The sequence below is a fragment of the Hyphomonas sp. J20-32 genome (assembly GCF_055808555.1).
Window position 1 is genome coordinate 2017017 of sequence record NZ_CM147873.1, and the last position, 26997, is coordinate 2044013.

General features: G+C 61.0%; 27 protein-coding genes and 1 tRNA gene. 9 read left to right on the top strand and 19 right to left on the bottom strand.

The features are described 5' to 3' along the window. The first annotated feature begins 40 nt into the window (after nucleotides 1-40). The 3 genes from AC0L7I_RS09945 to AC0L7I_RS09955 all read left to right on the top strand — a co-directional run bounded on the left by AC0L7I_RS09945 (nucleotide 41) and on the right by AC0L7I_RS09955 (nucleotide 3203). Nucleotides 41-1012: a bifunctional DNA primase/polymerase gene (locus AC0L7I_RS09945; protein ID WP_473396280.1), complete on the top strand. Its 972-nt coding sequence runs from the start codon at nucleotides 41-43 to the stop codon at nucleotides 1010-1012. After that, nucleotides 1009-2439: a YfjI family protein gene (locus tag AC0L7I_RS09950; RefSeq protein WP_473396281.1), complete on the top strand. Its 1431-nt coding sequence runs from the start codon at nucleotides 1009-1011 to the stop codon at nucleotides 2437-2439. The genes AC0L7I_RS09945 and AC0L7I_RS09950 overlap by 4 nt, the downstream gene beginning before the upstream one ends. 512 nt (nucleotides 2440-2951) lie before the next feature. Beyond that, nucleotides 2952-3203: an HGGxSTG domain-containing protein gene (locus AC0L7I_RS09955; protein ID WP_473399136.1), complete on the top strand. Its 252-nt coding sequence runs from the start codon at nucleotides 2952-2954 to the stop codon at nucleotides 3201-3203. A gap of 10 nt (nucleotides 3204-3213) precedes the next feature. On the opposite strand, the gene AC0L7I_RS09960 is transcribed toward AC0L7I_RS09955, so the two are convergent. The 4 genes from AC0L7I_RS09960 to ychF all read right to left on the bottom strand — a co-directional run bounded on the left by AC0L7I_RS09960 (nucleotide 3214) and on the right by ychF (nucleotide 5709). After that, the gene (locus AC0L7I_RS09960) at nucleotides 3214-3588 is read right to left on the bottom strand and encodes a hypothetical protein (RefSeq protein WP_473396282.1); all 375 of its coding nucleotides are present in this window, start codon (nucleotides 3586-3588) and stop codon (nucleotides 3214-3216) included. Continuing rightward, the gene (locus tag AC0L7I_RS09965) at nucleotides 3581-4165 is read right to left on the bottom strand and encodes a DUF4145 domain-containing protein (protein ID WP_473396283.1); all 585 of its coding nucleotides are present in this window, start codon (nucleotides 4163-4165) and stop codon (nucleotides 3581-3583) included. Before AC0L7I_RS09965 ends, AC0L7I_RS09960 begins: the two co-directional genes overlap by 8 nt. Nucleotides 4166-4437: 272 nt before the next feature. Next, nucleotides 4438-4527, bottom strand: a tRNA-Ser gene (locus AC0L7I_RS09970). A gap of 84 nt (nucleotides 4528-4611) precedes the next feature. Continuing rightward, nucleotides 4612-5709, bottom strand: a complete 1098-nt coding sequence (gene ychF, locus AC0L7I_RS09975) for a redox-regulated ATPase YchF (protein WP_473396284.1) — start codon at nucleotides 5707-5709, stop codon at nucleotides 4612-4614. Between the two features lie 147 nt (nucleotides 5710-5856). Here ychF and AC0L7I_RS09980 point away from each other — a divergent pair, with 147 nt between their 5' ends. Continuing rightward, the gene (locus tag AC0L7I_RS09980; protein WP_473396285.1) at nucleotides 5857-6768 is read left to right on the top strand and encodes a toll/interleukin-1 receptor domain-containing protein; all 912 of its coding nucleotides are present in this window, start codon (nucleotides 5857-5859) and stop codon (nucleotides 6766-6768) included. Nucleotides 6769-6853: 85 nt separating this feature from the next. Here the strand turns inward: AC0L7I_RS09980 and AC0L7I_RS09985 are convergent, their stop codons facing one another. The 9 genes from AC0L7I_RS09985 to AC0L7I_RS10025 form a co-directional block, all read right to left on the bottom strand. Further along, a complete protein-coding gene (locus AC0L7I_RS09985) occupies nucleotides 6854-7444 on the bottom strand; it encodes an ATP synthase F0 subunit B (RefSeq protein WP_473396286.1) in 591 nt (196 codons plus the stop codon). 4 nt (nucleotides 7445-7448) lie between these two features. Next, complete coding sequence (locus tag AC0L7I_RS09990) at nucleotides 7449-7997, bottom strand: F0F1 ATP synthase subunit B family protein (protein WP_473396287.1); 549 nt, start codon at nucleotides 7995-7997, stop codon at nucleotides 7449-7451. A 72-nt stretch (nucleotides 7998-8069) separates the two neighbouring features. Further along, entirely contained in the window at nucleotides 8070-8306 is a 237-nt protein-coding gene (locus AC0L7I_RS09995; protein ID WP_034737903.1) for a F0F1 ATP synthase subunit C, read from the bottom strand. Between the two features lie 115 nt (nucleotides 8307-8421). Continuing rightward, on the bottom strand, nucleotides 8422-9180 hold the full coding sequence (locus AC0L7I_RS10000) for a F0F1 ATP synthase subunit A (RefSeq protein ID WP_473399137.1): 759 nt from the start codon (nucleotides 9178-9180) through the stop codon (nucleotides 8422-8424). A 17-nt stretch (nucleotides 9181-9197) separates the two neighbouring features. Next, entirely contained in the window at nucleotides 9198-9548 is a 351-nt protein-coding gene (locus tag AC0L7I_RS10005; RefSeq protein WP_473396288.1) for an AtpZ/AtpI family protein, read from the bottom strand. A 149-nt stretch (nucleotides 9549-9697) separates the two neighbouring features. Then, nucleotides 9698-13159, bottom strand: coding sequence for a chromosome segregation protein SMC (gene smc / locus AC0L7I_RS10010; RefSeq protein ID WP_473396289.1), 3462 nt, complete (start codon nucleotides 13157-13159; stop codon nucleotides 9698-9700). A gap of 15 nt (nucleotides 13160-13174) precedes the next feature. Further along, complete coding sequence (locus AC0L7I_RS10015; protein ID WP_473396290.1) at nucleotides 13175-13840, bottom strand: DsbA family protein; 666 nt, start codon at nucleotides 13838-13840, stop codon at nucleotides 13175-13177. A 62-nt stretch (nucleotides 13841-13902) separates the two neighbouring features. Continuing rightward, nucleotides 13903-14565 carry a DsbA family protein gene (locus AC0L7I_RS10020; protein WP_473396291.1) on the bottom strand — a complete coding sequence of 221 codons (663 nt, stop codon included), beginning with the start codon at nucleotides 14563-14565 and terminating at the stop codon, nucleotides 13903-13905. 26 nt (nucleotides 14566-14591) lie between these two features. Beyond that, complete coding sequence (locus tag AC0L7I_RS10025; RefSeq protein ID WP_473396292.1) at nucleotides 14592-15164, bottom strand: DUF721 domain-containing protein; 573 nt, start codon at nucleotides 15162-15164, stop codon at nucleotides 14592-14594. A gap of 42 nt (nucleotides 15165-15206) precedes the next feature. On the opposite strand from AC0L7I_RS10025, the gene AC0L7I_RS10030 reads away from it, so the two are divergent. After that, nucleotides 15207-16250, top strand: a complete 1044-nt coding sequence (locus AC0L7I_RS10030; RefSeq protein ID WP_473396293.1) for an A/G-specific adenine glycosylase — start codon at nucleotides 15207-15209, stop codon at nucleotides 16248-16250. On the opposite strand, the gene AC0L7I_RS10035 is transcribed toward AC0L7I_RS10030, so the two are convergent. The 3 genes from AC0L7I_RS10035 to AC0L7I_RS10045 form a co-directional block, all read right to left on the bottom strand. After that, a complete protein-coding gene (locus AC0L7I_RS10035) occupies nucleotides 16247-17329 on the bottom strand; it encodes a DNA methyltransferase (RefSeq protein WP_473396294.1) in 1083 nt (360 codons plus the stop codon). The genes AC0L7I_RS10030 and AC0L7I_RS10035 overlap by 4 nt on opposite strands. Nucleotides 17330-17514: 185 nt before the next feature. Continuing rightward, a complete protein-coding gene (locus AC0L7I_RS10040; RefSeq protein ID WP_473399138.1) occupies nucleotides 17515-18648 on the bottom strand; it encodes a PA0069 family radical SAM protein in 1134 nt (377 codons plus the stop codon). 86 nt (nucleotides 18649-18734) lie between these two features. After that, nucleotides 18735-19349, bottom strand: a complete 615-nt coding sequence (locus tag AC0L7I_RS10045) for a TIGR04282 family arsenosugar biosynthesis glycosyltransferase (protein ID WP_473396295.1) — start codon at nucleotides 19347-19349, stop codon at nucleotides 18735-18737. Nucleotides 19350-19412: 63 nt separating this feature from the next. Here AC0L7I_RS10045 and AC0L7I_RS10050 point away from each other — a divergent pair, with 63 nt between their 5' ends. Both AC0L7I_RS10050 and AC0L7I_RS10055 read left to right on the top strand, forming a co-directional pair. Continuing rightward, nucleotides 19413-19970 (top strand): hypothetical protein, encoded by a 558-nt coding sequence (locus AC0L7I_RS10050; RefSeq protein ID WP_473396296.1) that lies wholly within the window; start codon nucleotides 19413-19415, stop codon nucleotides 19968-19970. 237 nt (nucleotides 19971-20207) lie between these two features. Next, nucleotides 20208-21266, top strand: coding sequence for an aspartyl/asparaginyl beta-hydroxylase domain-containing protein (locus AC0L7I_RS10055; protein WP_473396297.1), 1059 nt, complete (start codon nucleotides 20208-20210; stop codon nucleotides 21264-21266). Nucleotides 21267-21332: 66 nt separating this feature from the next. Here AC0L7I_RS10055 and AC0L7I_RS10060 read toward each other — a convergent pair whose 3' ends face one another. Genes AC0L7I_RS10060 through AC0L7I_RS10070 form a run of 3 tightly spaced genes read right to left on the bottom strand, consistent with a single transcriptional unit; the run spans nucleotide 21333 to nucleotide 23087 of the window. Continuing rightward, nucleotides 21333-22016: a TIGR04283 family arsenosugar biosynthesis glycosyltransferase gene (locus tag AC0L7I_RS10060; RefSeq protein WP_473396298.1), complete on the bottom strand. Its 684-nt coding sequence runs from the start codon at nucleotides 22014-22016 to the stop codon at nucleotides 21333-21335. Nucleotides 22017-22023: 7 nt separating this feature from the next. Continuing rightward, complete coding sequence (locus tag AC0L7I_RS10065; protein WP_473396299.1) at nucleotides 22024-22233, bottom strand: hypothetical protein; 210 nt, start codon at nucleotides 22231-22233, stop codon at nucleotides 22024-22026. Nucleotides 22234-22274: 41 nt separating this feature from the next. Continuing rightward, entirely contained in the window at nucleotides 22275-23087 is an 813-nt protein-coding gene (locus AC0L7I_RS10070; RefSeq protein ID WP_473396300.1) for a uracil-DNA glycosylase, read from the bottom strand. A gap of 92 nt (nucleotides 23088-23179) precedes the next feature. On the opposite strand from AC0L7I_RS10070, the gene AC0L7I_RS10075 reads away from it, so the two are divergent. Then, complete coding sequence (locus AC0L7I_RS10075) at nucleotides 23180-24862, top strand: electron transfer flavoprotein-ubiquinone oxidoreductase (protein WP_473396301.1); 1683 nt, start codon at nucleotides 23180-23182, stop codon at nucleotides 24860-24862. A 133-nt stretch (nucleotides 24863-24995) separates the two neighbouring features. Continuing rightward, nucleotides 24996-26909 carry a tetratricopeptide repeat protein gene (locus AC0L7I_RS10080; RefSeq protein WP_473396302.1) on the top strand — a complete coding sequence of 638 codons (1914 nt, stop codon included), beginning with the start codon at nucleotides 24996-24998 and terminating at the stop codon, nucleotides 26907-26909. Nucleotides 26910-26997: the final 88 nt, after the last annotated feature.

Here is a 26997-nt window from a genome sequence, read left to right on the forward strand (position 1 = left end):
TTTGAGCAGGCGCGTCACTCCATCTAAAGGAACGAGAGCGATGAATAGAACTTATCACGATAAGCCACATCTTCAAGAGGTCCCAGGAAGCACCAACGGACGTCAACTTCAGCCTGCTGGACAGCACCGACGTCAGTTGCCGGACACTCAAGGCTGTAGCGTCGAAGAAGCGGCTCTCGCATGGCGGCGAGCCGATTGGCAGCCCGTGCCGCTTCACCGAGATACAGGGGTCCCGCTGGTGAAATGGCGGAATGCGCCGCAAGTTGCGGAATCTGAAACGTTCAAACTATTCCGATGCTTTCAAGGTTGCCGCCTCGCAATTGCATTGCCTCCAGGCGTCGTCGTCCTGGATATAGACCACCGGCCGGCCAGAAGTTGGCTGGCGTACGACATCTTGGATGCCCTGCATGATATTTTCGACGTTCCCAACGGTCCGATTTATGACACTCCATCAGGCGGTGCTCATCTCTGGTTCTCATTGCCAGACGACTGCAAACCAAAAAACTGGACCGCTCAAGCTGGGCGGTTTCCGGTTTCGGGTGTCGATATCCGATGCTTGGGTGGGCTTGCTACCGTACCGCCAACACAAAGAGCAGACGGAATCTATCAATGGGCCAACTGGATGCCTGACTTGCCCGAGGCGTCCCCTCTGCTTGTCGAGGCTCTGACGCCACCCGTGCAAAAACGTATCAAACTCGGAAAGGTCCGGGCTTACTCGTCAACGCGTGTAACTCGCTACGTTGAGACAATCTACAAGCGTGAAATTGAAGCAGTCCGGCTAAGCGGTCGCGGAGGCCGAAATGACCAACTCTTCAAGTCGAGCGCAGCACTCGGCTCCATTGTCGCGGCCGGAGGTTTGCCCCTCGACCACGTTCGGGAAAGTCTAGTTGCCGCAGCCGTAGCTTGCGGCCTCACAAATGATGACGGCGCGACCGCTGCGTACCAAACCATCGAAAGTGGCCTTCAGACTGGCGTGTCGCATCCACGACGCCTGCCGGAGGGCAGCCAATGACTGACAACGTCAAAGCCAAGCTCGATAACGTGCGGTCCGTTGCGATGGGCGAAACGATTAAATGGCCAAAGCCCGAACCTCTTACCGAACCCGAAACCGTCTCGACACCCTTTGACTCCACCTTCATGGGGCCGTTGAAGACCGTCACTGATGATATTCAAAGGACGGTCAAGTGTCCTGCCGGGCTAGCTGGGGCTGCGGTGCTCGGCGTTGCCAGCCTTGCGGCTCAGGGACGTGCGGACGTTGAGTTTCTAGGACGACCACGACCGCTCTCACTTTTCATACTGAGCATCGCAGCAAGCGGTGAACGCAAGTCCAGTGCTGAGGACCTAGCTAGTTTGGGCATAGGCGAGTTCGAGGAACATCTGCGTCAACGAGAGGCTAATCCGGGGAAAAAGATCGACGGCTCAATTGACCTAAATGACTATGGGGCACCGCTACCGCCCTGCATTCGGATGAATGACGGAACGACTGAAGGAATTACGAGAGGATTCGTCGAAGGGTATCCGTCGCAAACATTCAGTACCGACGAAGCCGGCCGGTTCTTGTCCGGACACTCGATGCAGAGAGAAAACCGGATGAAGGGGCTGACGTCGTTGTCCAAGTTCTGGGATGCCCGGCCAGACACAAAGCGCCTCAAAGGCACGGGAGAGGAGTCAGAGACGACTACAATACGCGACTACCGGTTGACCGTTCACCTTCAGGGGCAGCGCGTTGCCGTGGCTCCATTTTTGAACGATCCGATGTCCACTGGCCAAGGCATCCTGGCCCGATTCCTGGTGCACGAACCGGCTTCTACGATTGGTACACGTATGATGTCCTATTCCGAATGGAACACGCATCAAATTACGCCAGGAGTCCGTGAGTTTGCGGACAGGGTTAAAGCCCTCCTAAAAAGAGCAGCGAGACGTAACAAAGAAGGGTTCGTTGTTCGTTCAGCCCTACAGATGACGCCTGACGCTTCGGAGTTGCTACGAGAGTTCTTCAACGAAATTGAAGAGAATATGAACGATGGCGGCCTTTTGGCCGGAAAATCCGATCTGGCGAACAAGGCGCACGAGAACGCGGCAAGGATTGCGGGCGTGCTCGCGGTCTTCAATCAGGAAGACGAAATTTCGCCAGAAACGATGCAGAATGCACTTGGCATCACTTCTTACTTTTTGAAGGAGTTGATCCGGCTATCAGAGGTCGCACCAGCCGATAGAGCTGCCGCCAAAGCGCTGACCATTGCACAGTGGCTGCAATCGCGAGGGGGGCAGTCTCAGGCTCGTATGCTTTCCAGGCAAGGGCCTAAAGGTCTGCGCCGTGTGGGAGATCGTAAGGAAGCCACGGATTTGCTTGAGGCGGCGGGTTGGATCCGGATCACGGACGAGGGTTGGTTGCTACTCAATCCGCTTTGCGTCGAACATGGCCTGCTGGCGGAGTAGGGCGACAGGGGCGAATGGGGCGACACAATGCTGGAACCTGAATTCACACTGCGGTTTAGCTGTCGCCTGATGCGGGGCGACGTCGGGGCGACACTGCGGGACAACAAGCGGTGTCGCCCCGTTGTCGCCCAAGCCGGGGCGACGCAGATCCTTCTTTCGGCATTGGGCATCCGGACTGCAGTCGCCCCAATCGCCCCTGTCGCCTCACAAGTGATCGGGAGCAGGTAATGACGGGCCATGAACTAAGAGCCATCCGACGATCGCGTGGACTGTCGCGTCCTGCATTAGCAGAACTTTCTGGCATTCATCCTGACACAGTAAGATATTGGGAACGCAAAGAACGCGTCGATGTCTATGGGTATGCACCGGCTAGAATGCTGGGAGCGATGAAAGTGAAAGCTCGGAACACGCGGAAGATGGTCGGTTGGACCAAGCGCAATGAGGGTATTATGCGGCCAATACGCGCGCGCGACGCGCGCCCGCGTCATGGGGTATTAGTCGCAACCGACAGGATGGCGAATTTAGAAGAGCAGGCTAAGTCGCCTATCGTCCCAGAGAGGTCTTGCGGAGCAAAAACGCGAAGAGGATTACCGTGCAAAGCGAAACGGTTGGAAGGAAAGCGCCGCTGTAAACTACATGGTGGGCTAAGTACCGGACCAAGAACTCCTGAGGGGCTGGAAAAAATCGCGGAGGCCCAGCGGCGACGATGGGCTCGTCGGACCGTTGCTGCCTTGGCGGCGCCATACCGAGTAGGCCCGGCCTAGATTTGAGTAGTCACTCTTCAGTGAGCGTCTGCCATGCAAGTGATATCCAACCGAGGCCAAGCCCCCACGCAGCGACAGTCAGAATTGTCGACCAAATCCATCGAGGATTATCTCCCCGCATTTCGAGAAATTGGCCGATTGTAGTTTCCGCGAACAAGGCTTGGTACTGATCTCCTGCTGCAAGTATTACTGAGCCGACTGCTTGCGGAATATCCAGTAAGGTAAATCGACCATCACCGTTCAGATCAGGTGCAGAAGCGATATCTTCAAACCGCAACCAAGTTCCGTAGGCCGCCCATCCAGTCATCGCTATCCCCATTGCGAAGAACAATGCACAACCTAGTAGCTTCTGTCCTAACGATGAAGACTTGTTATCTTCACCCACCGCCGTCATCCTCTTTCATGATCTTCGATTTTCGTGGCTTTCTATTTGCTATTGCCTCGCGCTTTTCAGGAGGAATGGATTGCCACGCGGCCTCCAATTCCCGCGGACGGGTCAGAAGTTCATCAGCGATCAAGTTCACAAGCAAGAACAACCTTGAAACCGTAGCCTCGTCGTCGTTGAGGTTCATTGTCCCGGGATGCACTGCTTCATTTCCTGTGACCCGCACAATATCAAGCATCGTCGCGACCCTTGGCGCTAATCCCTCCTCGACCAGTTCGGCAATAGCATTGTTTAGATCTTTGACGTCCTTTTCGAGGTGAACACAAAGCTTTTGGATACAAAGTCGCAGCAAAGCTGCTGCACCTCTTGGTGATTTCGTTACAATTGATGCGGCTTCGAGATAGTCTTGACGAATATTGTCCGGCAAGTCCGCGTTAGGCGACGGTGCGGAAGAGCTGGGCGGAAATGCCAGTTTTCCTCCCACCCAAATGCTTATCAACTCACAGTCAGGATTCATGCACTGACTTAGGTGCAACCCAAGCACGGTGGGTGTGGACTGTCCCGAAGAGTCGGCCATTGCCGGCCTCCGGCTTTTAAGCTGCGTGGGAAAGGAAGCATGAACTTGGTCGAACCATTGCTTGGGACCGTTGGGAGCGCCAGTATCCGTCAGCTGCCGCCTGCTGAATAAGTATTTTAGACCAGATTCGTACCAAGTTTGTTGCGAAAGCACCTTGCAGTAAGGGCACTTGAACGCGCTATCGCCGAAAGGGGCTGGCGGGGTTTCTGGCGGGGTAGATGGAGGTGCCAATTCTTACATCCCAATAAATACTTCACATCGAAAGGATTAAATGGCGGAGAGGAAGGGATTCGAACCCTCGATACGCGTTAACGTATACGCCCTTAGCAGGGGCGCGCCTTCAACCACTCGGCCACCTCTCCAGCGCAAGCTAGTCGTCTAGTGAAACCGGCGGCCAACCGCAAGCCCCCGTATCCGTGAAACACCCGTTAGTTGGTGCAGGCGCCCTAGACGTTGAAACGGAAGTGGAGGACGTCGCCGTCCTGGACCACGTATTCCTTGCCTTCCGAGCGCATCTTGCCGGCTTCCTTGGCACCGGCCTCGCCGCCGTGGGCGATGAAATCCGGGAACGCTATGGTTTCAGCCCGGATGAAGCCCTTCTCGAAGTCGCCATGGATCACGCCGGCGGCCTTGGGCGCGGTCCAGCCGCGCCGAATCGTCCATGCGCGAGCCTCTTTCGGCCCGACGGTGAAATAGGTCTGCAGGTTGAGCAGGTCGAAACCGGCATGAATGAGGCGTGTCAGGCCCGGCTCTTCGAGGCCCAGCGTTTCGAGGTATTCGGCGCGGTCTTCATCGTCGAGCATGGCCAGCTCGCTTTCGATCTGGGCCGAGAAGACGACGCAACCGGCGCCTTCTTCCCGGGCGCGCTCGACGACCCGCGCCGAGTGGGCATTGCCGGTGGCGGCGCTTTCCTCGTCGACATTGGCGACAAAGAGCACGGGCTTGGAGGTCAGCAGCTGCAGCATGTTCCAGGCGCGCTGGTCGTCTTTCGACACGGTCGCCTTGCGGGCAGGGCGGCCTGCGTTCAGTTCGGCGAGGGCAAGGTCGATCAGGGCAACCTGCGCCTTGGCATCCTTGTCGCCGGACTTGGCCTTCTTCTCGACGCCTGCCTTGCGCTTCTCGAGGCTTTCGAGATCGGCCAGCATGAGTTCGGTCTCCACCACTTCGAAATCCGCGATCGGGTCGACGGTGCCGCGCACGTGCGTGATGTCGTCATTCTCGAAACAACGCAGGACATAGATGATGGCGTCCGTTTCGCGGATATTGGCGAGGAACTGGTTGCCGAGGCCTTCGCCCTTGGAGGCGCCTTCAACAAGGCCGGCAATGTCCACAAAGTTCATGCGGGCCGGAATGATCTCCTTGGAGCCGGCGATCTTCGCCAGCGCGTTCAGCCGGGGTTCCGGCACCGCCACTTCGCCGACATTGGGCTCGATGGTGCAGAACGGGTAGTTGGCCGCCTGCGCCGCTGCTGTCTGCGTCAGCGCATTGAAAAGCGTGGATTTGCCCACGTTCGGAAGGCCCACAATACCGCATTTGAAGCCCATTCCGGCCTCCTCTTCTTGTCTGTCTGTGCGGGGCCTTAGCGCTATTTCGCTGATAAAAACAGGCAGTTTTGTCGCCTGATAGCGGAATCCGGTGGCCAAGCAGGAGAGGATTGCTATTCTCGGCACGCAAGTTGCAGGAATGACCCCATGGCATATGACGTCTTTCTGGTATCCGCGAACGAAGATCGCGACACGGCGAAACTGATCGCGCGGCGGCTTCGCGCCCTCAAGTTCAAGGTCTGGTTCAACCAGAAACAGGTCGATGAGACCTTCGACGCCAAGGACGCGCGTAACGCGACGAACTCCACATCCATGCTTGTGCTATGGTCCGATAACGCGGTGAAGAGCGATTGGGTGAGGGCGGCAGCCTCGGTCGGGCATTCCCGGCCTGGCACGCTTGTGCAGATGGCGCTCGACAAGACCATTCCCTACGAACCGTTCCGGACGGCCAAGCGGCATTCGATCGCGGGCATGACGTCCCGCAAGACGCCTGAGGGGTTCTACAAGGCGATCGAAGAGCTTGGCAGCCGGGACGGCCGCACCGACCTGCGTGATTGGATGGGCTACGGGTCGAAGGACGAGGACGAACGGGCCGACTGGCTGGCTGCCCACCCGAACGATCCGCTGGCGCTCCACGCAAAGGCACAGCGCGAAAAAGACCTGGGCATGAAGCCCGCGCCCGCACCGGCAGCGCAAGGCGCTGCAGTGCTTGCTGCGGCGTCCTTGAAGGGGGCGTCAAACGGTAATGGACATCGCTCGGTCGCGGGCATGACGATTGCGGCGGCTGCCCGCCCGGCTGTCGTGCCCGAGCCGGCAACGGATATCGAGAGCGCCATTGGCTGGGGAACGATGGCGGCGATCTGCCTGGCGATCCTTGGCATGCTGGTCCTTGCCTGGTTTTTCCGGTCGCAACCCATCACAGCGGGGGCTGGGGCCGCGGTGCCGGCTATCAGCAACAGCGTGACAGTTGCCGCGACCTGTCCATCGGGGCAGGTCCCGCGATCCCTGATGAACGAGGTGCTCCAGCCGGGGCCGATCATCAACGACACAGACGAATAAGCGCCCGGGAGTCTCCCCGAATAAAAAAGCGCCGCCGGATCGCAGTCCGGCGGCGCTTTTTATTTGTTCCAGTGGCTTCGAGAACCTAGCTCAGCGCGCGGTCGATATCGCGCGCTGCGGCCTCGAACTGGTCGACGCCGGTATCTTCGCTGAGGATGCGACGCGCGGCCGAGATGGCGGCATCGGCTGCGGCGCGGCGGACCTGCTCGGTAGCTTCGGCCTCGGCGCGGGCGATACGGGCTTCTGCAAGCGCCTCACGCCGCACGAGACGGTCTGCGATATCCTTGCGGGCCTCTTTCATGATCTGCTTCGCGTCGGCCTTGGCCTGGTCGATCATGGCCTCGGCTTCCTTGTCCGCGTCCTGCTGGCGACGTTCTGCCAGCGCGAGCGCCTCGGCAGCACGTTCACGCAGGTTGCGGGCATCTTCCAGTTCGGCCGCGATCGCGCTTGAGCGGGAGTCGAGACCGCCAAGGACGGTCTTGAATGCGCCCATGCGGGCAGCAATCAGGAGGAAGACAACAAGCGCCAGGAAGGCGACGAGGGTGACAGGATCGCTGGCTGCATAGGCAAGACCGCCCATGAAGCCTTCACCGTGACCTTCAGCTTCGGCGAATGCCGGTAGCGTGGCCATGGTCGAGAATGCGCCCAAGGTCAGGATGTGTTGTGTGAGCCGCATCTGCTTACTCCATCGCCGTCGTGACGGCTTTTTTCAGATCGGACTTGGAAGCTGACACGCCGAACCGGCCGACAATCACATCTGCTGCATCCACAGCGATCTGTTCGACGTTCTTCATGGCGTCGGCGCGAAGGCTGGCGATACGCGTGTCGGCGGCCTCCAGCTTCTTTTCAAGCTCTGCATCCACACGGGCCGTTTCGGCTGCCATCTCGGCATCCATCTTGCCGCGTGCCTTGTCGGACGTTTCACGGGCCTTGGCCTTGGCCTGCGCGACACGCAGTTCAAGGGCCTGCTGGGCTTCCGTTGCCTGGTCGTTCAGGCGAGCAGCCTGGTCGAGATCGGATGCGATCCGGTCGGAACGCTTTTCCAGCGTATCCGACAGTTTCGGCAGGATGACCCGCGACATGGTGAGGTAAAGAATGCTGAACAGCACCGCCAGCCAGAACAGCTGCGATGGCATGTGCCAAGTTTCAAACGGCGGGAAAGGCGGTTTGCCGGCCGCGCCGTGTTCTGCCCCATGGGCCGCAGTTTCTGCAAGCAATGCGATCAGCATCGGAAAGTCCTCGGTTTCGTGTCCAGTCGTGAGAGCCGGCGGCGGCGCCGCCAGCCCCAAGGCAAATGATGCCTAGACGACGAACAGGATCAGGATGGCGACGAGGAACGACAGGATGCCGAGCGCTTCGGAAAGGGCCATACCGATGAAGAGGTTGCCGGTCTGCTGAGGCGCAGCCGATGGGTTGCGCATGGCGGCGTCGAGGAACGAGCCGAAGATGTTACCCACACCGATAGCGGCACCGATCATGCCGAGCGTTGCGAGGCCTGCGCCAACATATTTGAGGCCGAGGGTGATATCGCCTTCCATGGGGATCTCCTTATGGGAATGCTGTAGTTCTACAAAGTGCCGCTCGTGAAGCGTGTTCCGTCTGCGGCGTCAAGCGGTTTGGTGTGGCCATGTGGCCGCACCGGCGAAGTGGTCTCTAGTGTGAGGGGTGAAGCGCGTCGTTGAGGTAAACGCAGGTCAGGATGGCAAAGACATAGGCCTGCAGGCCTGCGACCAGCAATTCCAGCGCATTCAGGGCGACGCCCATGGCAAACGCGAAAGGTGCGATCACGACATACGCGCCGCCTGCGGCGATCAGGGCAACGGTGAAACCTGCGAACAGCTTCAGCATAATGTGCCCGGCCAGCATGTTGGCGAACAGACGCAGGGACAAGGTGAGCGGGCGTGCGAAAAACGAGATGATCTCGATCGGCACCAGCAGGAAGTAGATGATGAAGGGCGCGCCAGACGGCGCGAAGAGTTTCAGGAACTTGAAGCCGTTCTTGTAGAAACCGTAACCGATCACGATCGATATCACGAGCAGTGCAAGGGCGGCCGTCACGATGATGTGGCTGGTCGTGGTGAACGCGTAGGGCACCATGCCGATCATGTTGGCGAAGAAGATAAAGAAGAAGAGCGTGAACACGAAGGGGAAGAATTTCAGGCCTTCCTCGCCAGCAGCCCCGCGGACCATGTCAGCCACGAAGCCATAGCCGATTTCAGCCAGTGACTGCAGGCGCGAAGGTACGAGTTGGCCTTTCGAAGCGGCAAAGCCGAAGAACGCAATGGTCAGGATGACGCCGAACGCCATGAATCCGGACGCGTTCGTGAACGACAGGTCAACGCCCCCGACATTGAAGTCGAGCCATTTGGTGATCTTGAACTGGTGGATCGGATCCAGCGCAACGCTCGGCATAAACAGGTTCATCCGTCCTAATTCCCGTCTTCCGGAGCCTGCGGCCCCTGTGTCTGTTTCAGCGCCAGAGCATTCAGCTCTTTGTAGGCGCGTATAATGGCTCTTATGCCCGCCGCGAAGCCAAAGGCCCCCATGATCAGCAAGCCCCAGGGCTTTGTGCCTGCGAATACGTCAATCCAGTAGCCAATAAAGCCACCGACAAAGACCGAAGTGCCGAATTCTGCACCGTATCGCAGGGCATAGGCCCCAGCCGAGATGTTCCCATCGTCTGCCCTGGTCGCCGCTTGCTTGGTCGCTTCCCGTTCAGCCCGGGCCGCCCTTGCCTTGGCGATCTCCTCACCAAGGCCGTTTGGACCCTCACTGGACATAAATTTAAGCGCTCCGCTGCCGCGATTCCCTGCCGACGAGGATACCCCCGGATTTCGGCGCAAACTATGAGGGGGGCTGACCCAAGTCAACCGCCATTGCAGAAACTCAATTCCTTGTTTTTATTGAAATTACCGACTTCGCGTCTGCGCTACTCCGCCGCAACGAGCTGTTCAGCCGCCTCAAGGTCGACAGAAACCAGTTTTGAAACGCCTTTTTCGCGCATGGTTACGCCGAAAAGGCGGTCCATCCGGCTCATCGTCACCGGGTTGTGGGTAATGATCACGAACCGCGTGTCGGTGCGTTGGCGCATTTCGTTCAGCATGTTGCAAAAACGGTCGACGTTGGCGTCGTCCAGCGGGGCATCGACTTCGTCCAATACGCAGATCGGCGCCGGGCGCGACAGGAACACGGCGAAGATGAGCGCGGCCGCTGTCAGCGCCTGCTCACCGCCGGACATCAGGTTCAGCGTGCCGAGTTTCTTGCCGGGCGGCTGGGCGAATATCTCGAGCCCGGCATTCAACGGGTCTTCGGCGTCGACGAGGCGGAGTTCGGCCTGCCCGCCCTGGAAGAGGGCCGTGAACAATGCCTTGAAATGCTCGTTAACAGTTTCGAATGCCGCCAGAAGGCGCTCACGGCCCTCGGCATTGAGCGCATCGACGCCTTCGCGCAGCTTGGCGATGGCTGCTGTCAGGTCTTCCTTCTCGGTCACCTGGCTGCCCAGGCGTTCTTCGAGTTCGGCCGCTTCTTCCTCGGCATTCATGTTGACGCCGCCGAGCTGGTCGCGTTCGCGGCGCAGGTCTTCGACCTTGCGCTCGGCATCGCGGGGGGTGAATTCGCCCATCTCGGCCTCGTCAAGGCCCGATTCGGCAATCGCCAGCAGGCCCTCGGGCGTGCGCTGAAACGAGTTGCGCGCAATCTCGACGCTTTCCTCTAGCCGGCCTTCGGCTGTTTCGAGTTTGACTTTCCATCCGGCGAAGCTCTCGCGGGCCTCGGATGCAGCAGTCGCTGCCAGCCGTGCGGCTGTTTCAGATTCCCGAACAGCCGTTTCCTTCTCGGAAAGCTGGTCTGCGGTCCGCTTGCGCTCGTTTTCAAGACGCTCGACATTCGCAGACATAGATTCGATTTCCGCAGCGAGTTCCTCCGGACGGGATTTCGCGGCAATCGCTTCCGCTGCAGCAGAAGCGCGGCGTTCCAGCAGGCGCTGGACACGCTCACCGGCAGATATCGTGCGGGCAGACCATGTCTCCACGTCACGCTCAAGGCCGGCGCGCCGAGCGGCAGCCTGTTCGCGACCTCGTGTAATGTCGGTCAACCGGCCACGGGATTCGATCTCATCGTCGCGCGCTTCTGTCACGCGGATACGCGCTTGCGTCAGGGTTGATTCAAGGGCCGATTCTTCATCTGCCGACGATTGCGGCGACATCAGCGACAGGGCTTCTTTCACGACGGCGAGGTCTGCATTCGCACGGGCCAGCGCTTCGCCGGTCGTGTCGCGTTTCATCGCAGCGCGCTCGGACGCTTGCGAGGCTTCTGTCACGCGCGTGCGGGAATCACTCAATGCACGTTGGGCAGGCGCAATGGCCTGGCGAAGGCCGCGTAGCGATTCTTCTGCGCCCAGACGCGCGTCGCGGGCCTGGGTCAGGGCGTTCGCGCATTGCTCAAGATGCGCGCGCAGGGGCTCAATCTCCTTGAGGGCAGCATCCAGTCGAGCCTGTTGCTCAAGACGCGCGGCAGCGCTCACCGGGGCATCGGGTGTTCGGGTGAACCCGTCCCAGCGCCAGAGATGGCCTTCGCGCGATACGAGGCGCTGGCCCGGCTTCAGTTCAGCCATCAGGCGAGCGCCTTCGGCATGATCAACAACGCCGCACTGGGACAGACGCGCAGCCAGTTCGGCAGGCGCTTCCACGAATGCGTCCAAGGCAGTTGCGCCGTGGGGCAGGGCTTGGCTGGCAGCAGCAGCGCCGCTCCAGAACATGGCGGCGTTCCGGTCGGTTGGCGCCTCGATATCGTCTCCCAAAGCGGCGGCCACGGCCTTTTCATAACCGTCCTTCGTACGGATCCGGTCGACGACTGGCGGGGCGCTTGGCCCCTCCGCCTTGCGGAGCAACTTCTGCAAGCCGGCAATCTCACCTTCAAGCGCGCGGACGTCCTTGTCTGCGGCATCGCGCGGTGGCTGGGCACGTGTTTCCGCCTCGCGCGCCGCATTCAGCTTGGCCTCGGCCGCTTCGACTGCCTGTTCGGCGTCGTTTAGCGCAGTTTCGGCCTGTGCCTCGGTATCCTTGGCTTCTTTCAGCTTGCGGACGAGAGAGACCGCATCTTCCAAGCCAGCCATGTCATTCGTCAGGCGATTGATTTCAGCGGTGATCTGGTCGCGGCGGCGAGTCTGGGCGCCGACATTCTCTTCAGATGCCTTCCGGCGGGCACGCACTTCGGAAAGCTTTTCCTGCGCAGCGTCGGCGGCTTCTTCAGCGGCAGAAAGCCTGTTGCGTGCGGCCTCCAGCGACGCGCGGATTTCCGCTTCAATCTCGTCGTTGCGTGCTTCGTCCATCACCGGCAGGGCTGACAATTCGTGACGAGCGTTCTCCGTCGCCGCTTCGGCTTCAGCTTTCGCAGCTTGTTCGCGCTCAAGGTCCTCAATCAGGCGAGCTGCCTCGGCTTCGAGCCGCGCATGCGTATCGGCGGCGACCTTGCGCTCTGTTTCCAGTCGGGCAAGCGCGATGCGGGCCTGGCCGAGCTTGGCCGACGCGAGGCTTTCAGCTTCCCGCAGCGGCCCGAGGCCTTCGCCCGCTTCAATGCGCTGGCGTTCGCAGACCGCGTCCTGGCGCGTCAGATCTTCGACGGCCCGTCGCGACTCTTCCAGTTTTTCACGGGCGATGTCACAGGCGAGCTTTGCTTCACTCCAGCGAAGGTGTGCCACGAGGGCATCCAATGCCTGGATTTCGTCAGTCAGGCGGCGGTATTTGCGCGCCTTGCCTGCCTGGCGCTTGAGGCTGGCGAGCTGGCGCTCGACCTCGGCGGAGACTTCGGTGAGACGCTCGAGGTTGGTCTCGGCGCCATTCAATTTCAGTTCCGCCTCATGGCGGCGCGTATTCAGGCCTGCGATACCGGCGGCCTCTTCAAGGATGCGGCGGCGGTTCTGGGGCTTTGACCCGATCAGCTCCGAAATCTGGCCCTGGCGCACGAGGGCAGGGGAGTTGGCCCCTGTCGATGCGTCGGCGAACAGGAGCTGGATGTCCTTGCCACGAACGGTCCGGCCGTTGAGCTTGTACGAGGTGCCCGCGCCGCGGCGCAGCCTGCGGACGATTTCCAGAGTGTCGGAAGAATTGAATTCAGGCGGCGCCGTGCGTTTGGAATTGTCCAGCACGAGCGTCACTTCAGCGGTTTCGCGTGCAGGCCGGCCCTGGGCACCCGAGAAGATCAGGTCGTCCATTTCGCCGCCGCGCATGGCCTTGGCCGAGCTTGCGCCCATGGCCCAGCGCAGGGCTTCGAGCAGGTTCGACTTGCCACAGCCGTTCGGCCCGACAATGCCCGTGAGGCCCGGTTCAACGGGAACGGTTTGCGGGTCGACGAACGACTTGAAGCCGGCGATGCGGAGTTCTGTTATCTGCATGCCGGCCTCATATCCTTATTGTCCTGCCGCGTTGGCGAGAAGCGTGTCGAGCTTCGCTGAAAATCCTTCAACTGTCCGGATGTCGCCTTCGAACCGTGACATCTGGCCGTCCATGATGAAGGTCGGCGTGCTGTCCACACCATCCTTTTGGGCTTCGTCATAGGTTGCTTTCAGGCGTTGCCGAATAGATTCGTCAGCCATGCAGGTATCAAACGCCGCTTCGTCGGCGATGCCATGGCGTTGACCGATGGCGACGAGCGCCGCCTTCAGGACACCGTTGCTGGCCGCATCCGTGATTCCGGATTGGTGCTCAAACAAATCGTCCAGGACATTGAAGAAGTTGCCGTCGCCTGTGCACAGGGCCATCGCATAGACCGGAACATCGATATCGTGGACGGGGTATTCACGATAGATGAAGCGCACCTTGCCCGTTGATACGTACTTTTCCTCGATCTCGGGCAGGACAGAATCGTGGAAGTATTTACAGGCCGGGCAGGTCGGGGACGCATATTCAATAACTGTTACAGGGGCGTCGGCTGAGCCAATGACATGGCCGATCGCGGCTGGATCGCCGCCGCCCTGAGTAGTCGCGCCCTTGGTTTCGCCATTGCCGCAGGCAACCAGCGCCAGCGCCGAAACGGCGGCCAAAGCAGTTCGTCTGGAGATGCGTTCCATCATCATAACCTTCGCGTTAAGAATTGAGTCGTCTTGGTTGCCAAATCGTTAATTCGGTGAGTGGCAGTCTATTGCGCAACCTTTTGCAGTTGCCCGTTCAGGTAGGCTTCAAAGGCTTCGGGGCTGCGCACATCGCCATCGGCAGGCTTGACCGTACCGTTGACGACGAAGGTCGGCGTCGCCTTCACGCCGAATGCATCGCCCGTCATCATCGTGTCCGCGATGCGCTGGCGGATCGGCCGGTTGGCGATGCAGGCGTCAAACGCAGCTTCGTCGGCGATGCCGTGCCGGGCAGCGATATCAATGAAAACCTGCTTGATCGTTCCAGTCTTTGAGGCTTCGAAGACATTATCCTGGTGCGCGAACAGGTCGTCCAGCACCTTGAAGAACTTGTCCTCTCCGGCGCAGTTGGCCATCGCGTAAGCGACGACATCGAGATCGTTCAACGGGTACTCCCGGAAGATGAACTTCACTTTTCCTGTCGAGATGAATTTCTCTTCGAGGGTCGGCATGATGTCATCGTGGAAATGCTTGCAGTGCGAGCAGGTGGGCGAGGCGTACTCTATGATTGTGAGTGGTGCATCCTCGGCGCCTTTGACGTGGCCGAGGACAGCAGGTGCCGTGACTTCAGCCGGGGCGGGCGTGGTGTCATCGCCAGTCGCATTGCCGCAAGCGGCGATCACCAGCGCGAGGACCGAGACGAGGGCAGAGGGGCGGGAAACGAGAGCCATGGGAATGAGCCTTCAAGGATTGGGGGCTATTTGGCCGGACCAGCGTCCGGCGCGGGCGAAGTGGAGTCGTCTGCGGTTAGCACAGCTGCCCCCAGCGCAACAATCGCTGCGCGCAGGGCTGCATTTTCGATGGCGGAGGCGCTGTCTTCAAGTTGCTGTCGCTGTATGGCGGTCAGCGGATGCGCCTTGCGCCGCGGCTTTGTCGGCTCGCTGTTGCTGAGCGCGCCCTGGACAATCTTGATGGCAACGATGTCGCCTCCGGCAGAGACGGATACGCGCTGGCGGATCGTCTCGACCTGGTGCTGGACGATCGGCGCGGCTTGCGGGATGACGCGTAACGTGAGCACCCGGCCGTCCTTGCCGCCGGTGATCTTTTCCGGCCGGCAGAAGGGATAGAGCTTCTCGCCGACGATTTCCCGCCAGCGCCGCTGCAGGATTTGCACGGCCGGCAGTTTCTTCGCGCCAACCTTGCGGCCCAGCCGTTCGGCGGCAAGGCCGATCTGGGGGATGCCCGGATGCACCTTGCGCGCCCGCTGGTAACGCAGTCGCACACGCGCGCGCGCCTCTTCAATCGGGTCGAGGGTTGATCTTGTGACCATTCCCCAAGACAAGCACGGCTTGGTGGCAAGGAAAAGGCGAACGTGGCCAGCAAGGTAAAACTCGGCGCGCTGCCGGAACGGCTCTTGGCCTGGTATGACCGGCACGCGCGCGACCTGCCGTGGCGGGTATCGCCGGCAGACCGCGCAGCGGGAATCCGCCCTGATCCCTACAGGATATGGCTGTCCGAGATCATGCTGCAGCAGACGACGATCCCGCACGGGACGCCGTATTTTCATGAATTCTTGCGGCGCTGGCCGGATGTGGCGGCGCTTGCAAATTCTCGTGATGAGGCGGTGATGAGTGCCTGGGCCGGGCTTGGCTACTATGCGCGGGCCCGCAACCTGCTGAAATGCGCCCGCGAAGTGGTGGCGCTGGGCGGGTTTCCGGAGACCGAAGCGGAACTTGTAAAACTACCCGGAATTGGCCCCTATACGGCCGGCGCCATTGCCGCGATTGCGTTTGGCCAGCAGGCCGCAGCTGTAGACGGCAATGTGGATCGCGTGTTTGCGCGCCTGCTGGCGCTGAAGGGCGACTGGGCGTCTGAAAAGAAAGTGATCGCCAAGGCTGTTCGGGCACTTGTGCCTGCGGAGAGGCCGGGGGAATTCGCTGAAGCTCTGATGGACCTCGGCGCGACGGTTTGCACGCCGACGCGGCCCAATTGCCTCGTTTGTCCGCTGTCAGAGCTGTGCGCGGCGCGGGCGGAAGGGGCGGTGGAACGGTATCCGGTAAAGCCTGCCAAGGGGGTGGTAAGGGGGCGGCAAGGGTGTGCCTATGTCCTGGTAGACGGCGACGAGGTCCTGCTTGTGCGACGCCCTGACAAGGGCCTGCTCGGCGGGATGCTGGCCCTGCCGAGCACGGATTGGCCCAAGGCAGGAATCCCCGACGAGGCCCCTCCGGCCGAGGCGGACTGGGAGCAGGTTGGCGATGTGCGCCATGTGTTCACGCACTTTGCCCTGACCTTGAGCGTGAAGCGCGCGACCCTGAACGGCAAACGCCCGGACGGGGTGTGGACACCCATCCGGGACGTTGAAGGATTGCCGACAGTCTTTGCCAAGGCATTCCGCCTTGCGACGATGGACGCCTAGTTGAGGCCCATCTCGTCGCGGTAGCGGCGGCGCAGCAAGTCGATGGGCGCCAGGTCGCGCTTGTCGGTCTCGAAGTGCCAATAGGTCCAGCCGTTGCAGGCCGGGGCCTGCTGGACATGGGCGCCGAGGCGGTGGATCGAGCCGGACACCGCGCCGGTGGTGAGCGAGCCGTCGACGCGGATGCGCGCCTGGAAACGGCGCTGGGGCGAGAACAGGCGGTCGCCGGGCTTCAGCCAGCCATTGTCGATGAGCGCACCGAACGGCACGCGGGGCAGGGACTTCTTGCTGCGCTCGGTTTCCAGCATCTCGCCTTCGATAGGCGTGATGGCGGCAATGCGGGCGCGCGACAGGCGGACATAGTCCGGATCGCGTTCGATGCCGACAAAGTCGCGACCGAGGCGTTTGGCGGCGGCCGCCGTGGTGCCGGTACCCGAGAACGGGTCGAGCACGACATCGCCGGGATTGGTCGTGGCCAGCAGGACGCGGGCGAGCAGGCTTTCCGGCTTCTGCGTCGGGTGGGCCTTCTTGCCAGCTTCGTCCTTGAGGCGTTCGCCGCCGGTGCAGAGCGGGATCATCCAGTCGGATCGCATCTGCTTGTCTTCATTGAAAACTTTCAGCGCGTCATAGTTGAACGTCACGCGCGAGGCTTCGGACTTGCCGGCCCAGATCAGCGTTTCATGCGCGTTCTGGAAACGGGTGCCCTTGAAGTTCGGCATCGGGTTCGATTTCAGCCAGATCACGTCATTCTGGATCCAGAAGCCCTGATCCTGCAGCACCGTACCGACGCGGAAAATGTTGTGGTAGGAGCCGATGACCCAGATCGCGCCGTCATCCTTGAGGACGCGGCGGCATTCCTGCATCCAGTCATGGGTGAACAGGTCATAAGCGTCGAAACTGTCGAACTTGTCCCATTCGTCATCCACGCCGTCGACAACAGACTGGTCCGGACGGGTGAGGCCACCGCCAAGCTGGAGATTGTAGGGTGGATCGGCAAAAACCAAGTCGACAGACTGATCGGGCAGGCGCCGCAGGATGTCGATGCAGTCGCCCTGCATGATCGTATTTCGTTTCAATTCCATTTTGCCAGCCCCGTGTAAGCAACGCGTGTTTCGTGAAGCCGAATCAGTGACGGACGCCGGTTTCTGAAACCCTAATAGTTGCGGAGCCGAATTCAGTCGAGTTCGTTTCGGTGTCGAAACTAACCGATTTGGCAGCCTGTGGATAACCCTGTGGGTATTTTTCTGAATTTCCTGTGTGTGGCCTGTCAAAATCCCAGCAATAACTGCCCGTCGGGCGTTTCGAGCGGGCGGAACAGGTCGGTGCGCAGGGCCGGGCGGGGGTTGTCCAATCCGAGTCGCTTTGTCTCACGTGCAAATCGCTGCCCGATCATCTGTGCGACCGGGCCACGTCCGGTTCCGCGTTCGAACCAGCGGGCGTCATAGTCTTGTCCGCGGCGCATTTCGCGGATCGTGTTGATCACTTTCGCGGCCCGGTCGGGTACGTGAGCGACGAGCCACTCGTGGAACAGGTCCTTGATCTCGTATGGCAGGCGCAACAGCACGTAGCCCGCACCGGTGGCGCCGTGCGCTGCAGAGGCCTCGAGCAGGGATTCGATCTCGTAGTCGGTGAGGCCGGGGATGACCGGTGCCATCATCACCGTGACCGGCACGCCGGCGTCTGCCAGGGCGCGGATCGTCTGGAGGCGCCTGGCCGGGGTCGCCGCCCGTGGCTCCATCTTCCGCGCGAGCGTGCGGTCGAGCGTCGTGATCGAAATGCCGACCTTGGCGAGGCCTTTTTCGGCCATCGGGCCGATGATGTCGATATCGCGCTCGATCAGGGAAGACTTGGTCAAAAGGCTGACCGGGTGATTATGCGCGGCAAGAATTTTCAGCAATTCGCGGGTCAGGCCCTTCTCGCGGTCGCTCGGCTGGAAGGCGTCTGTATTCACGCCGAGGGCGATCGGGCGGGGCATATAGCCGGGGCGTGACAGTTCACGCTGCAGCAGTTCAGCCGCGTTGGCCTTGAAGTAGAGCTTGCTCTCGAAATCGAGCCCTGCCGACAGCCCGCTATAGGCGTGGCTGGGCCGGGCGAAACAATAGATGCAGCCATGCTCGCATCCGCGATAGGGATTGATCGACCGGTCAAACGAGATGTCGGGCGACTTGTTGAACGTGATGATCGTGCGCGCGGTTTCCTTTGTAACTGTCGTCTCGATGCGTTCGGCTGACTCTTCCAACCCATCCCAGCCATCGTCAAAGGCATGCCGCGTTTCGGGCTCGTACCGGCCCGTCTGGTTGGACACGGCCCCGCGCCCGCGCTGCTCCAGCCGCTCAGCCGCCGCCTGCGTCTCGATCAGGGTCACGCGTCCCGTGGGCTTCAGTTTCTGTCCGGTTCTCATGGTTTTCATGTGCCCATAAGATAAAGAACAAAACAAGAACAATTTTCGGAGATTCAGGCGGAAGCTGTGGATGCAAAAGGATGGCGTCAGCTTCTCAAGTTGCGACGATCGGCATTCCACGCGCGCCAGTCATCCGCCTCGTCGATATCGATCAGCGTGGGCAATACGGCGACGCTGGCAGCGGCAGGCAGGTTACGCCAAACGTCTGCCATGGCGTGAGGCCCTGACCATCTTACGTTTCCAAAAGGCGATCTCGTGCGTGCGCCCTTGTTGAGGCCGAACAGCCAGAAGCCGCCATCGCACGCTGGACCGAAAACGGCATCATGGCGCTGCAAGGCCCGGATCGCGGCGCGGAGCAGGGCGGGGATCACGTCTGGGGCATCGGCACCGATGAACAGGACGGGGCCGGGGGGCGCTTCGGCAAGACTGCGGTCCAACCGTTCGGTCAGCCCGCCCTGTCCCTGGCTGCGACGGACAAGATGCGCCGGCCAGATGCGGCCAAGACTTTCATTCAAGGCGCGGTCGGGCGCTGTATAGAGAATGGGTGTCCATTGGCTGGAAAGGGCGGCCCGCATCGTGCGGGACAGCGTGAAATGGGCCACCCGCCGCGCCTCGGTCAGGCCCAGCCCCTTTGCCAGCCGTGTCTTGGCAAGGCCCATGCGCGGGGGCTTGGCGAAAATGAGGACGGTCGCTTTTTTCATTCCATGGCCTTACTTTCGACCTCAATCAGAGGAAAGCTTGAAGTCAATCAAGGGAGACATGCCATGTTACCGCCCCGGATTCTTGCTGCCCTGATCGGACTGATCGCGCTGTCCGCCTGTTTCTACAGTGACGTGCCGCTGATCCCGGAGGGCGAGCAAGTCACGTTGCCTTACAATGGTGTTGTGCTTTGCCTGGCAGACGATTGCCGGATCGTGATGGCGGGTGATGACGGCGCGTACGAGGTGTCGCCGCCTGAGGATGAGGATCCGGGCGAGGAGCCGCTCTTCGTCCGTTTCCAGGAACTGGTGCCTGAGCAAGACCTGGCCGACAGTACGACCGATCCGGTCTACCTTGCCGAAGTCGAGATGCGTGAAGACGGTGACGTTTCCTACCAATACCTGGTAGCGCATCTCCGGCGCGATGCGACGACCCATGTGCCGACCTATGAATTCGCGATGCCGTCCTGCGGGGACGCGCCAGACGGCGCGCTGGAACGATTTTATATCGAACAGGCCGACAGCTATACCTGCCGGGTGACCGATCTGGATGCGTTCAAGAAATACCTGATCGAGGTTCACAGCGCAGATTTCCAGACTGAGGAATTCTGGAACGAGGACTAAGCGTGGTTCCTGCCCAGTTTGTCCGGGCTTGCGGTCGGTCGGATTTCAACCCGCTGTTGCGCTTGGTTGAGTTCGCGCATGTCCGGTCTGCGAAGGCGCGACTGCCGATGTAAGAATTCGTGTACTCCGAAATCGCCAAAAGTCCGACGAATCAGGCCTGGTCACATTGACGTCTTCTGCTGCATGCTCGTATGAGGTTATGGTTAACGGACGCGTGGTTGAGGGGACGAAATTATCATGTCAGCTTTGGCAATCGAACGCGAAATGGCTGCTCCGGCCCCATCTTCGGATATACTGGCTGCGTGCAGGAAACGGTCATTTCTCGAACTTCCTGTCAGTATCGATATGGACCGACTGTTGGATGAGTTTAATCGCATTCCGGGTGAATCCTGGGGCGACAGCCTGTGGGACGCGCACTGTTCAATCGACATGCTGCTTCTGCGCGGCGGCGCGAAAGGCGACGAAGATGATTTCGTGACCGAGGACGTCAGCACGAACCCGATGCTCGCTGATTTCCCGTACATATCGTCGCTGCTGGCACCAGAGGGCCCTTTCGGCGGCACGACCTACGGATTCATTTTCCGGACCAAGCCCGGCGGAATAACGCGGGTTCATCGAGACGATCACGAATCCTGGACACGCAATGTGCGGATTCACATTCCACTGATTTCCAATGAGGGCGCGGTGCTGATGTCTGAAGGCCGCTCGCTGCATTTCGCGGTCGGCGGTGCCTGGACGTTTGACAACCAGGCCGTCCATTCGGTGATGAACGGTGACGAGACGCGAGTCCACATGATCATCGATGTACTGCCGAACCCGAAGCTCGCGGCGCTCATGAGTGCCGCGACCTATCATCCGGGAAAAGAGGATCCCGTTCGCTGGCAGGCCACCCAGTGGCACGGCCGTTCCTACAAATTCGCCCGCGCCGCGCCGCTGGACCGTCAGGAAAAAATCGCTCTGGGCCTTGATCCGGAAGGTTTCGCATCGCGCGTCATCTCGATACAGAAAGTGGCGAAACTCCTGGGATATTGCCGGCTTCGGTCTGGCGATATTGTTGTCGCCGCCAACGGGATTACCTCCAGCAACATGTCCAGGTCGCCCACTGATTTCGTTCAACAGTCAATGAACCCGGGGGACAAGGTCACGTTTGAAGTCCTGCGCGATGGGAAGAAGAAGACATTTCGCATGCGGTTGGTGGAAGCCGATCATTTCCGGTACAAGAAGCGGTTACGGGATGCCCTGAAACGCATCCGCGACGCGATTAAGCCGAAGGCACGCGCTCCAATCACCCGATAGCCGTTTCTCCGCCCGCACCGGCGCAGTCCCGCGCCGTATTGAGTCCGGGCGGACGGCAGCCTGTCGCTAGGTGTATTTCTTCGCCAGCTTGTCCGGGCTGGTGCCGAGCAGGAAACGCGTCAGTATCCAGGCATTTCTCCATGCGCGTTTGCGCCAGCCGTCGCGCTCGTATTTGACGGCGGATGTGCGGGCTTCGGCATCAAGAAAGCTCAGCCGTTTCTTGCCGACGGCGCGCACGATCATCACGTCTTCCATCAGGCGCACGTCCGGGAATCCGCCGACCTCATCATGGAGTTTCCGGGAGATCAGCAGGCCCTGGTCGCCATAGGGCAGGCCGAGCCAGCGGGCCCGGCGATTGGCGCGGGTTTCCAGCCATCGCGCGCCCTTGTCGTCGGAGCGGTATTTGAGCCGGAAGACAGCCGCCTTGCCTGGGCGGTCGCGGATGTGGTCTGCGACGCGCTCGGCCCATTCGCGTGAGAGGGCCGTGTCGGCATGCAGGAAAAGGAACCAGTCGCCGCGCGCAGCCTCGGCCCCGGCGACCAGCTGGCGTCCGCGCCCCTTGGCGGCGGTGATGAAGGTCGCGCCGGAGGCTTCGGCAATCGCGGCGGTGGCGTCCTCGGAGCCACCGTCCGACACGATCACTTCGCGTATAAGGCCGGACTCGAGGCCCGGCATCAGGCTTTCGAGGCAGAGCGGCAGGTCGGCCGCGGCATTCAGCGTGGGAATAATGATCGAGAGAGGAGCGGGCATGGATTGGTTATGACCACGATGCGAATGCGACCACAAGATTCCAGATCGTTTCCGCCACGTCCTGCCCTTTGTCGGATCGCGCGGCAAAAAAACCCGCTATCGCGCCGCAGGCGAGCGCAACCAAGGCAGATAGTTGTACTGGCAATCCAAGCGGAAAGTGAAGAATCGAATAAATCGGAATTGCTGTCAGGCCGCCGAATAGGAAAAAGGCGAACATGCTGAAAGCAAGCTCGTCCGTTCCAGTCTTTCGCCCTCCTCTCAACTTCCAGGTCCCAACTCGGCCAGCCGCTGCTCGATCAGCAGGAGATCCCGCCAGGCGCGGCTTTTGTCCTGGGGGCGGCGGAGCAGATAGGCCGGGTGCAGGATCGGGATCAGGGGCACCGAAGCGCCGCCGGGCGTGGTGAAGACATGTTCGGTGCCGCGAATCTTCATGATGCCGTCGGCGCCGTCCAGCAGGGCCTTGGCCGGCACGCCGCCAGCCGCGATGATGAGTTTGGGTTTTCCCAGCTCGACCATCCGGTCGACGAAGGGGCGGCAGACGTCCAGCTCTTCGACGTCCGGGTTCCGATTGCCGGGCGGGCGCCAGTAATTCACATTGGTGATGAACGTGTTCTCGGTGCGCGAGCGCCCGATGGCCGCCAGCATCCGGTCAAGTAACTGCCCCGCCTTGCCGACGAAGGGCAAGCCGCGCCGGTCCTCTTCTGCGCCGGGGCCCTCGCCGATAACCATCAGGTCGGCGCCCGGGACGCCATCATACACAACCGTGTGTTCGCTCGCGGCTTTCAGCGGGCAGCCCTCGAACGCCTCGATGGCGGCTTTCAGTGCCTCGAGCGAATCGCAGGCGGCGGCGGCTTTCGTGGCCTCGGCGACCCAGTCGGTGGGCGCCCGGCCACGGCGCGGCGCGGTTTTGGGTGCGGCTTTTACAGCCCCGCCAATCTCTTTCTGAACGGGCGTGGACGCCTTCAATTCCCGCATCAGCGCGTCGATACGGGCGGAATCCACTTCGACGCCCATGTCCTGCCACCAGTCGGTCAGGGCCTGAAGGGCCTCACTTGACGCGGGGTTTGGCATTGCGACGCTCTGGACCTTCCTGAAACAGGCTGTAATTGCTTAATGTTTGAAATATACGGCGTTATCCTACACGCCAAAATGAGGAGTTACCAATGGCCGATGACGCCCCGCAGCGCGAGTCGATGGAATATGATGTGGTCATCGTCGGCGGTGGCCCGGCTGGCCTGTCGGCAGCGATCCGGTTCAAACAGGTCGCCAATGCGGCGGGCGAAGACCTGTCCGTCGTCGTGCTGGAAAAGGGCGGCGAAATCGGCGCGCACATCCTGTCGGGCATCGTGCTCGACCCCAAGGCGCTGGACGAACTCCTGCCCGACTGGCGCAATAACAGCGACTGCCCGCTGAAGACCGAGGTCAAGATCGACCGCTACAAGCTGCTCGGCGAAAGCGGTTCGGCCGAGCTCGGCTGGCTGCCTTTCCCGCCGCTGATGAGCAATCATGGCTGCTATGCCGGGTCGCTGGCGAATGTCTGCCGCTGGCTCGGCCGCGAGGCCGAAGCGCTGGGCGTGGAAATCTATCCGGGCTTTGCCGCATCCGACGTCGTCTATGGAGACAAGGGCGAAGTGCGCGGTGTCGTTGCCGGCGTCATGGGCATCGGTGCGGACGGCCAGAAGAAGCCCGACTACGAGCCCGGCATGGAACTGCTCGGCAAATATGTCCTGTTCGCGGAAGGCGCGCGCGGCTCTCTGACCAAGCAGATCATGGGCAAGTTCGACCTGCAGGCCGATTGCGACCCGCAGAAATTCGGCATTGGCCTGAAGGAAGTCTGGTCCGTGCCGGAAGACGTGTTTGTCGATGGCCTCGTGCAGCACTCGTTCGGCTGGCCGGTCCAGGACAAGGACGGCAATGGCGGCGGCTTCCTCTACCATTTCCGCGACAATGGCGAGCCTTTCGTGTCCGTCGGTTACGTCGTCCACCTCAATTACAAGAACCCCTATCTCGCCCCATACGAGGAATTCCAGCGCTACAAGCACCACCCCGACATCAAGCGCTACCTGGAGGGCGGCAAGCGCGTCGCCTATGGTGCTCGCGCCATCACGTCTGGCGGCCTGCAGTCCATTCCGAAGCTCAGCTTCCCGGGCGGCGCGCTGATCGGCTGCTGCGCCGGGTTCGTGAACCTGCCGCGCATCAAGGGCACGCACAATGCCATGAAGACCGGCATGCTCGGCGCCGAAGTGGCGTTCGAAGCCATCAAGGCCGGCCGTTCCGGCGACGAGATGACCGAGTATGACGATGCGATGCATGCCAGCTGGGTGCAGAAAGACCTGTCGACCGTGCGCAACATGAAGCCGCTGATGTCGCGCTTCGGCACGATGATCGGGGCCATGATCGGCGTGCCGGACATGTGGCTGCGCTCGCTTGTTGGCTTTGGCTTCCTGCCAACGCTGAAGCACGGCAAGACAGATGCGGCCTCGCTGAAGCCGGCCAAGAAATTCACGCCGATCACCTATCCGAAGCCGGATGGTGTGCTCAGCTTCGACAAGCTGACCAGCGTGTCCTTCACCAACACGTTCCATGGCGAGGACCAGCCGGTGCACCTGAAAGTGCTGGATATGGCCCTGCAGAAATCGTCCGAGCACGATGTCTATGCCGGCCCGTCGGCGCGCTATTGCCCGGCCGGGGTCTATGAGTGGATCGAGGAGGGCGGCGAATTGCGGTTCCAGATCAACGCGCAGAACTGCATCCACTGCAAGACCTGCGATATCAAGGACCCGAACCAGAACATCAACTGGACCGTGCCCGAAGGCGGCGGCGGGCCAGCCTATCCGAACATGTAGGGTTCCCGACACGATTGCGTGACAAGGGCGCGGGCAGGGCAACCTGTCCGCGCTTTTACCATTGGGGGCCTTGTTCTTGCCTCACGGGGCTGCTTCATTCTTCGCACATGCGAAACGGAGAAACCTGACGCCCATGCGTTTCAAGCCAGTCTTAGCCGCCTCTGCCCTTTCAATCGCCATTTCGCTTGCAGGCTGCGCCTCAACCGAACCCGCCCCGATCATTGATGCGACCACCTTGGCTTACGAGGAGGCCGGTCTGTCGGCTGCGGCGCGTTCGACGGCCGTGATCGGCGCGAACGGAAAGCCCGTGGGCATTGCGGCCTATCCGGCGCCGATTGATGCGGTGAAGGCTGGCGACATGGCGGCATTCCTGCTGATGACCCAGAGGCTGGACCAGGAAGACCGTGACTCCAATCCACTCTTCAACGCATTCCTTGCGATCGACCGCGCTGCGGCTGGCGACACGGCTGGCGCGCGTGTCATCCTGGGAATCGAGGACGACGCTGAAGAGATCACCAGCCGGTCGCGGCTCTACGGCTATCTTGATGCCTGGTTCCTCGCGATGGACGGCCAGACCGATGCAGCCATCGATCGGCATCGGGGCACGTCTTCGGGCATGCCCGGACTGACGGGCGACCTGTCGCTTGCTGCCATGCTGGAAGCCGTTGGCCGGCCGGAGCAGGCGTTGGCGGTTTATGAGTCCCTCACGCCGTCGAACATCGAGGCTCCCGACCACGAGTTTGATCCCAAGGGGCTGCTATACGCGCACGTGAAAACCGTGATCTCTCGGCATGCCCTACTGTTGCAGCGGCTGGGGCGTATTGATGAGGCGAAGGCCGTCTACCAGCGCCTGGCCGATGCCGAACCTGAAGAAGCGATCAGCTATGCCGCCGCACTCGATAGCCTCGAGACCGGCAAGAACCTGAGGAATGAGCCGCTCAACGTGCGGGCCGCTTTTGCGCAGTCGCTGGCCGATGTGTCGCGCGCCATGCAGGAGCAGCGCATCATCCGCAAGATCATGATGGGCGGGCGTCCGGACGGGTTTGACGACCAGCGCTCGGCGCTCGATCAGGTGGCCCTGCTGGTCTATCCCGAGGATGCCGGCTTGCGCACATCCATCGTGGACGACTTTTACGAAAACGCGCTTTATGAGTCCGCAGCCCATGTGGCGCTTGTCGGACCGAAGTCGACGGCACCGCTTGAAATCGCTGCGGGCCAGGCCCTGCTCATGGCCGGGCAGGAGGATGCGGCCCGCACCGCCATCGACCGGGCGATCGCGCTGTCTGATGACGAGAACCGGCTGCAAACGCTCTACGGCGCACTTCAATTGCGGACCTTGCTTGATGACCAAGCCGCAGCAGGAGACCTGCTGGATGAATTGCTCGTGTCGGCTGAGGGACCTGCGGAACGTGCCGCCGCACACGGGCTCGCTGCCGAGATTTATGGCCAGTTTGGCAGCTACGAGAAAGCGGCCACGAACGCTGAACAGGCCCGCGAGCTCGACGATACGCATGACCGGCGCCTTGCGCTGGCCGATGCGTGGGGCAAAGCGGGCAAGATCAACGAAGCCATCATCCTTTTGCGCACCGAGCGGCTGGCCCGGCCGAATGATCCTTACACGCTGAATTCACTGGGGTATTTCCTCATCATTCACACCGACAAGTATGAGGAAGGTTACCGTGTCCTTGCCCGCGCCAAGGCGCTGGCGCAACACGATCCCTATATTTCGGACTCGTTCGGCTGGGCCCTGTTCAAGATGGGCGACCTGAAAGCGGCGCGCCGCATGGTGGAATCCTCGCGCAAGGAGCTACAGCCCCATCGCCATTGGGAGATCGAAAGCCATCTCGGCGATATCTACTGGTACCTGGACCTCAAGGGTGAGGCGCGCGAGGCCTGGCAATATGCGCTCGACAATCGCCCGCCGGCTGTCGAGCGTCGCAAGCTGGAAGAGAAACTCGCGTCCGGCCTGTCTGCGCCGGCACCCGAGAAGCGTCCGCTGCCCGATGTTTCGCTGACCGACGGCGAAGTCGATCGGCAGGACATCTGACACTCCACCCTTTAACGCGCCGCCAACGCGCCTTAGTATCGCCGGAAACACATGCGATTCCGGCGCGTGACGCCAGGGATCGCTGGCC

What these genes read in the sequence shown, in the direction of transcription:
- AC0L7I_RS09945 (WP_473396280.1), top strand. Translation starts at nt 41, where the DNA reads ATGAATAGAACTTATCACGATAAGCCACATCTTCAAGAGGTCCCAGGA.
- AC0L7I_RS09950 (WP_473396281.1), top strand. Translation starts at nt 1,009, where the DNA reads ATGACTGACAACGTCAAAGCCAAGCTCGATAACGTGCGGTCCGTTGCG.
- AC0L7I_RS09955 (WP_473399136.1), top strand. Translation starts at nt 2,952, where the DNA reads ATGGCGAATTTAGAAGAGCAGGCTAAGTCGCCTATCGTCCCAGAGAGG.
- AC0L7I_RS09965 (WP_473396283.1), bottom strand. Translation starts at nt 4,165, where the DNA reads ATGGCCGACTCTTCGGGACAGTCCACACCCACCGTGCTTGGGTTGCAC.
- ychF (WP_473396284.1), bottom strand. Translation starts at nt 5,709, where the DNA reads ATGGGCTTCAAATGCGGTATTGTGGGCCTTCCGAACGTGGGCAAATCC.
- AC0L7I_RS09980 (WP_473396285.1), top strand. Translation starts at nt 5,857, where the DNA reads ATGGCATATGACGTCTTTCTGGTATCCGCGAACGAAGATCGCGACACG.
- AC0L7I_RS09985 (WP_473396286.1), bottom strand. Translation starts at nt 7,444, where the DNA reads ATGCGGCTCACACAACACATCCTGACCTTGGGCGCATTCTCGACCATG.
- AC0L7I_RS09990 (WP_473396287.1), bottom strand. Translation starts at nt 7,997, where the DNA reads ATGCTGATCGCATTGCTTGCAGAAACTGCGGCCCATGGGGCAGAACAC.
- AC0L7I_RS09995 (WP_034737903.1), bottom strand. Translation starts at nt 8,306, where the DNA reads ATGGAAGGCGATATCACCCTCGGCCTCAAATATGTTGGCGCAGGCCTC.
- AC0L7I_RS10000 (WP_473399137.1), bottom strand. Translation starts at nt 9,180, where the DNA reads ATGCCGAGCGTTGCGCTGGATCCGATCCACCAGTTCAAGATCACCAAA.
- AC0L7I_RS10005 (WP_473396288.1), bottom strand. Translation starts at nt 9,548, where the DNA reads ATGTCCAGTGAGGGTCCAAACGGCCTTGGTGAGGAGATCGCCAAGGCA.
- smc (WP_473396289.1), bottom strand. Translation starts at nt 13,159, where the DNA reads ATGCAGATAACAGAACTCCGCATCGCCGGCTTCAAGTCGTTCGTCGAC.
- AC0L7I_RS10015 (WP_473396290.1), bottom strand. Translation starts at nt 13,840, where the DNA reads ATGATGATGGAACGCATCTCCAGACGAACTGCTTTGGCCGCCGTTTCG.
- AC0L7I_RS10020 (WP_473396291.1), bottom strand. Translation starts at nt 14,565, where the DNA reads ATGGCTCTCGTTTCCCGCCCCTCTGCCCTCGTCTCGGTCCTCGCGCTG.
- AC0L7I_RS10025 (WP_473396292.1), bottom strand. Translation starts at nt 15,164, where the DNA reads ATGGTCACAAGATCAACCCTCGACCCGATTGAAGAGGCGCGCGCGCGT.
- AC0L7I_RS10035 (WP_473396294.1), bottom strand. Translation starts at nt 17,329, where the DNA reads ATGGAATTGAAACGAAATACGATCATGCAGGGCGACTGCATCGACATC.
- AC0L7I_RS10040 (WP_473399138.1), bottom strand. Translation starts at nt 18,648, where the DNA reads ATGAGAACCGGACAGAAACTGAAGCCCACGGGACGCGTGACCCTGATC.
- AC0L7I_RS10045 (WP_473396295.1), bottom strand. Translation starts at nt 19,349, where the DNA reads ATGAAAAAAGCGACCGTCCTCATTTTCGCCAAGCCCCCGCGCATGGGC.
- AC0L7I_RS10050 (WP_473396296.1), top strand. Translation starts at nt 19,413, where the DNA reads ATGTTACCGCCCCGGATTCTTGCTGCCCTGATCGGACTGATCGCGCTG.
- AC0L7I_RS10055 (WP_473396297.1), top strand. Translation starts at nt 20,208, where the DNA reads ATGTCAGCTTTGGCAATCGAACGCGAAATGGCTGCTCCGGCCCCATCT.
- AC0L7I_RS10060 (WP_473396298.1), bottom strand. Translation starts at nt 22,016, where the DNA reads ATGCCCGCTCCTCTCTCGATCATTATTCCCACGCTGAATGCCGCGGCC.
- AC0L7I_RS10065 (WP_473396299.1), bottom strand. Translation starts at nt 22,233, where the DNA reads ATGTTCGCCTTTTTCCTATTCGGCGGCCTGACAGCAATTCCGATTTAT.
- AC0L7I_RS10070 (WP_473396300.1), bottom strand. Translation starts at nt 23,087, where the DNA reads ATGCCAAACCCCGCGTCAAGTGAGGCCCTTCAGGCCCTGACCGACTGG.
- AC0L7I_RS10075 (WP_473396301.1), top strand. Translation starts at nt 23,180, where the DNA reads ATGGCCGATGACGCCCCGCAGCGCGAGTCGATGGAATATGATGTGGTC.
- AC0L7I_RS10080 (WP_473396302.1), top strand. Translation starts at nt 24,996, where the DNA reads ATGCGTTTCAAGCCAGTCTTAGCCGCCTCTGCCCTTTCAATCGCCATT.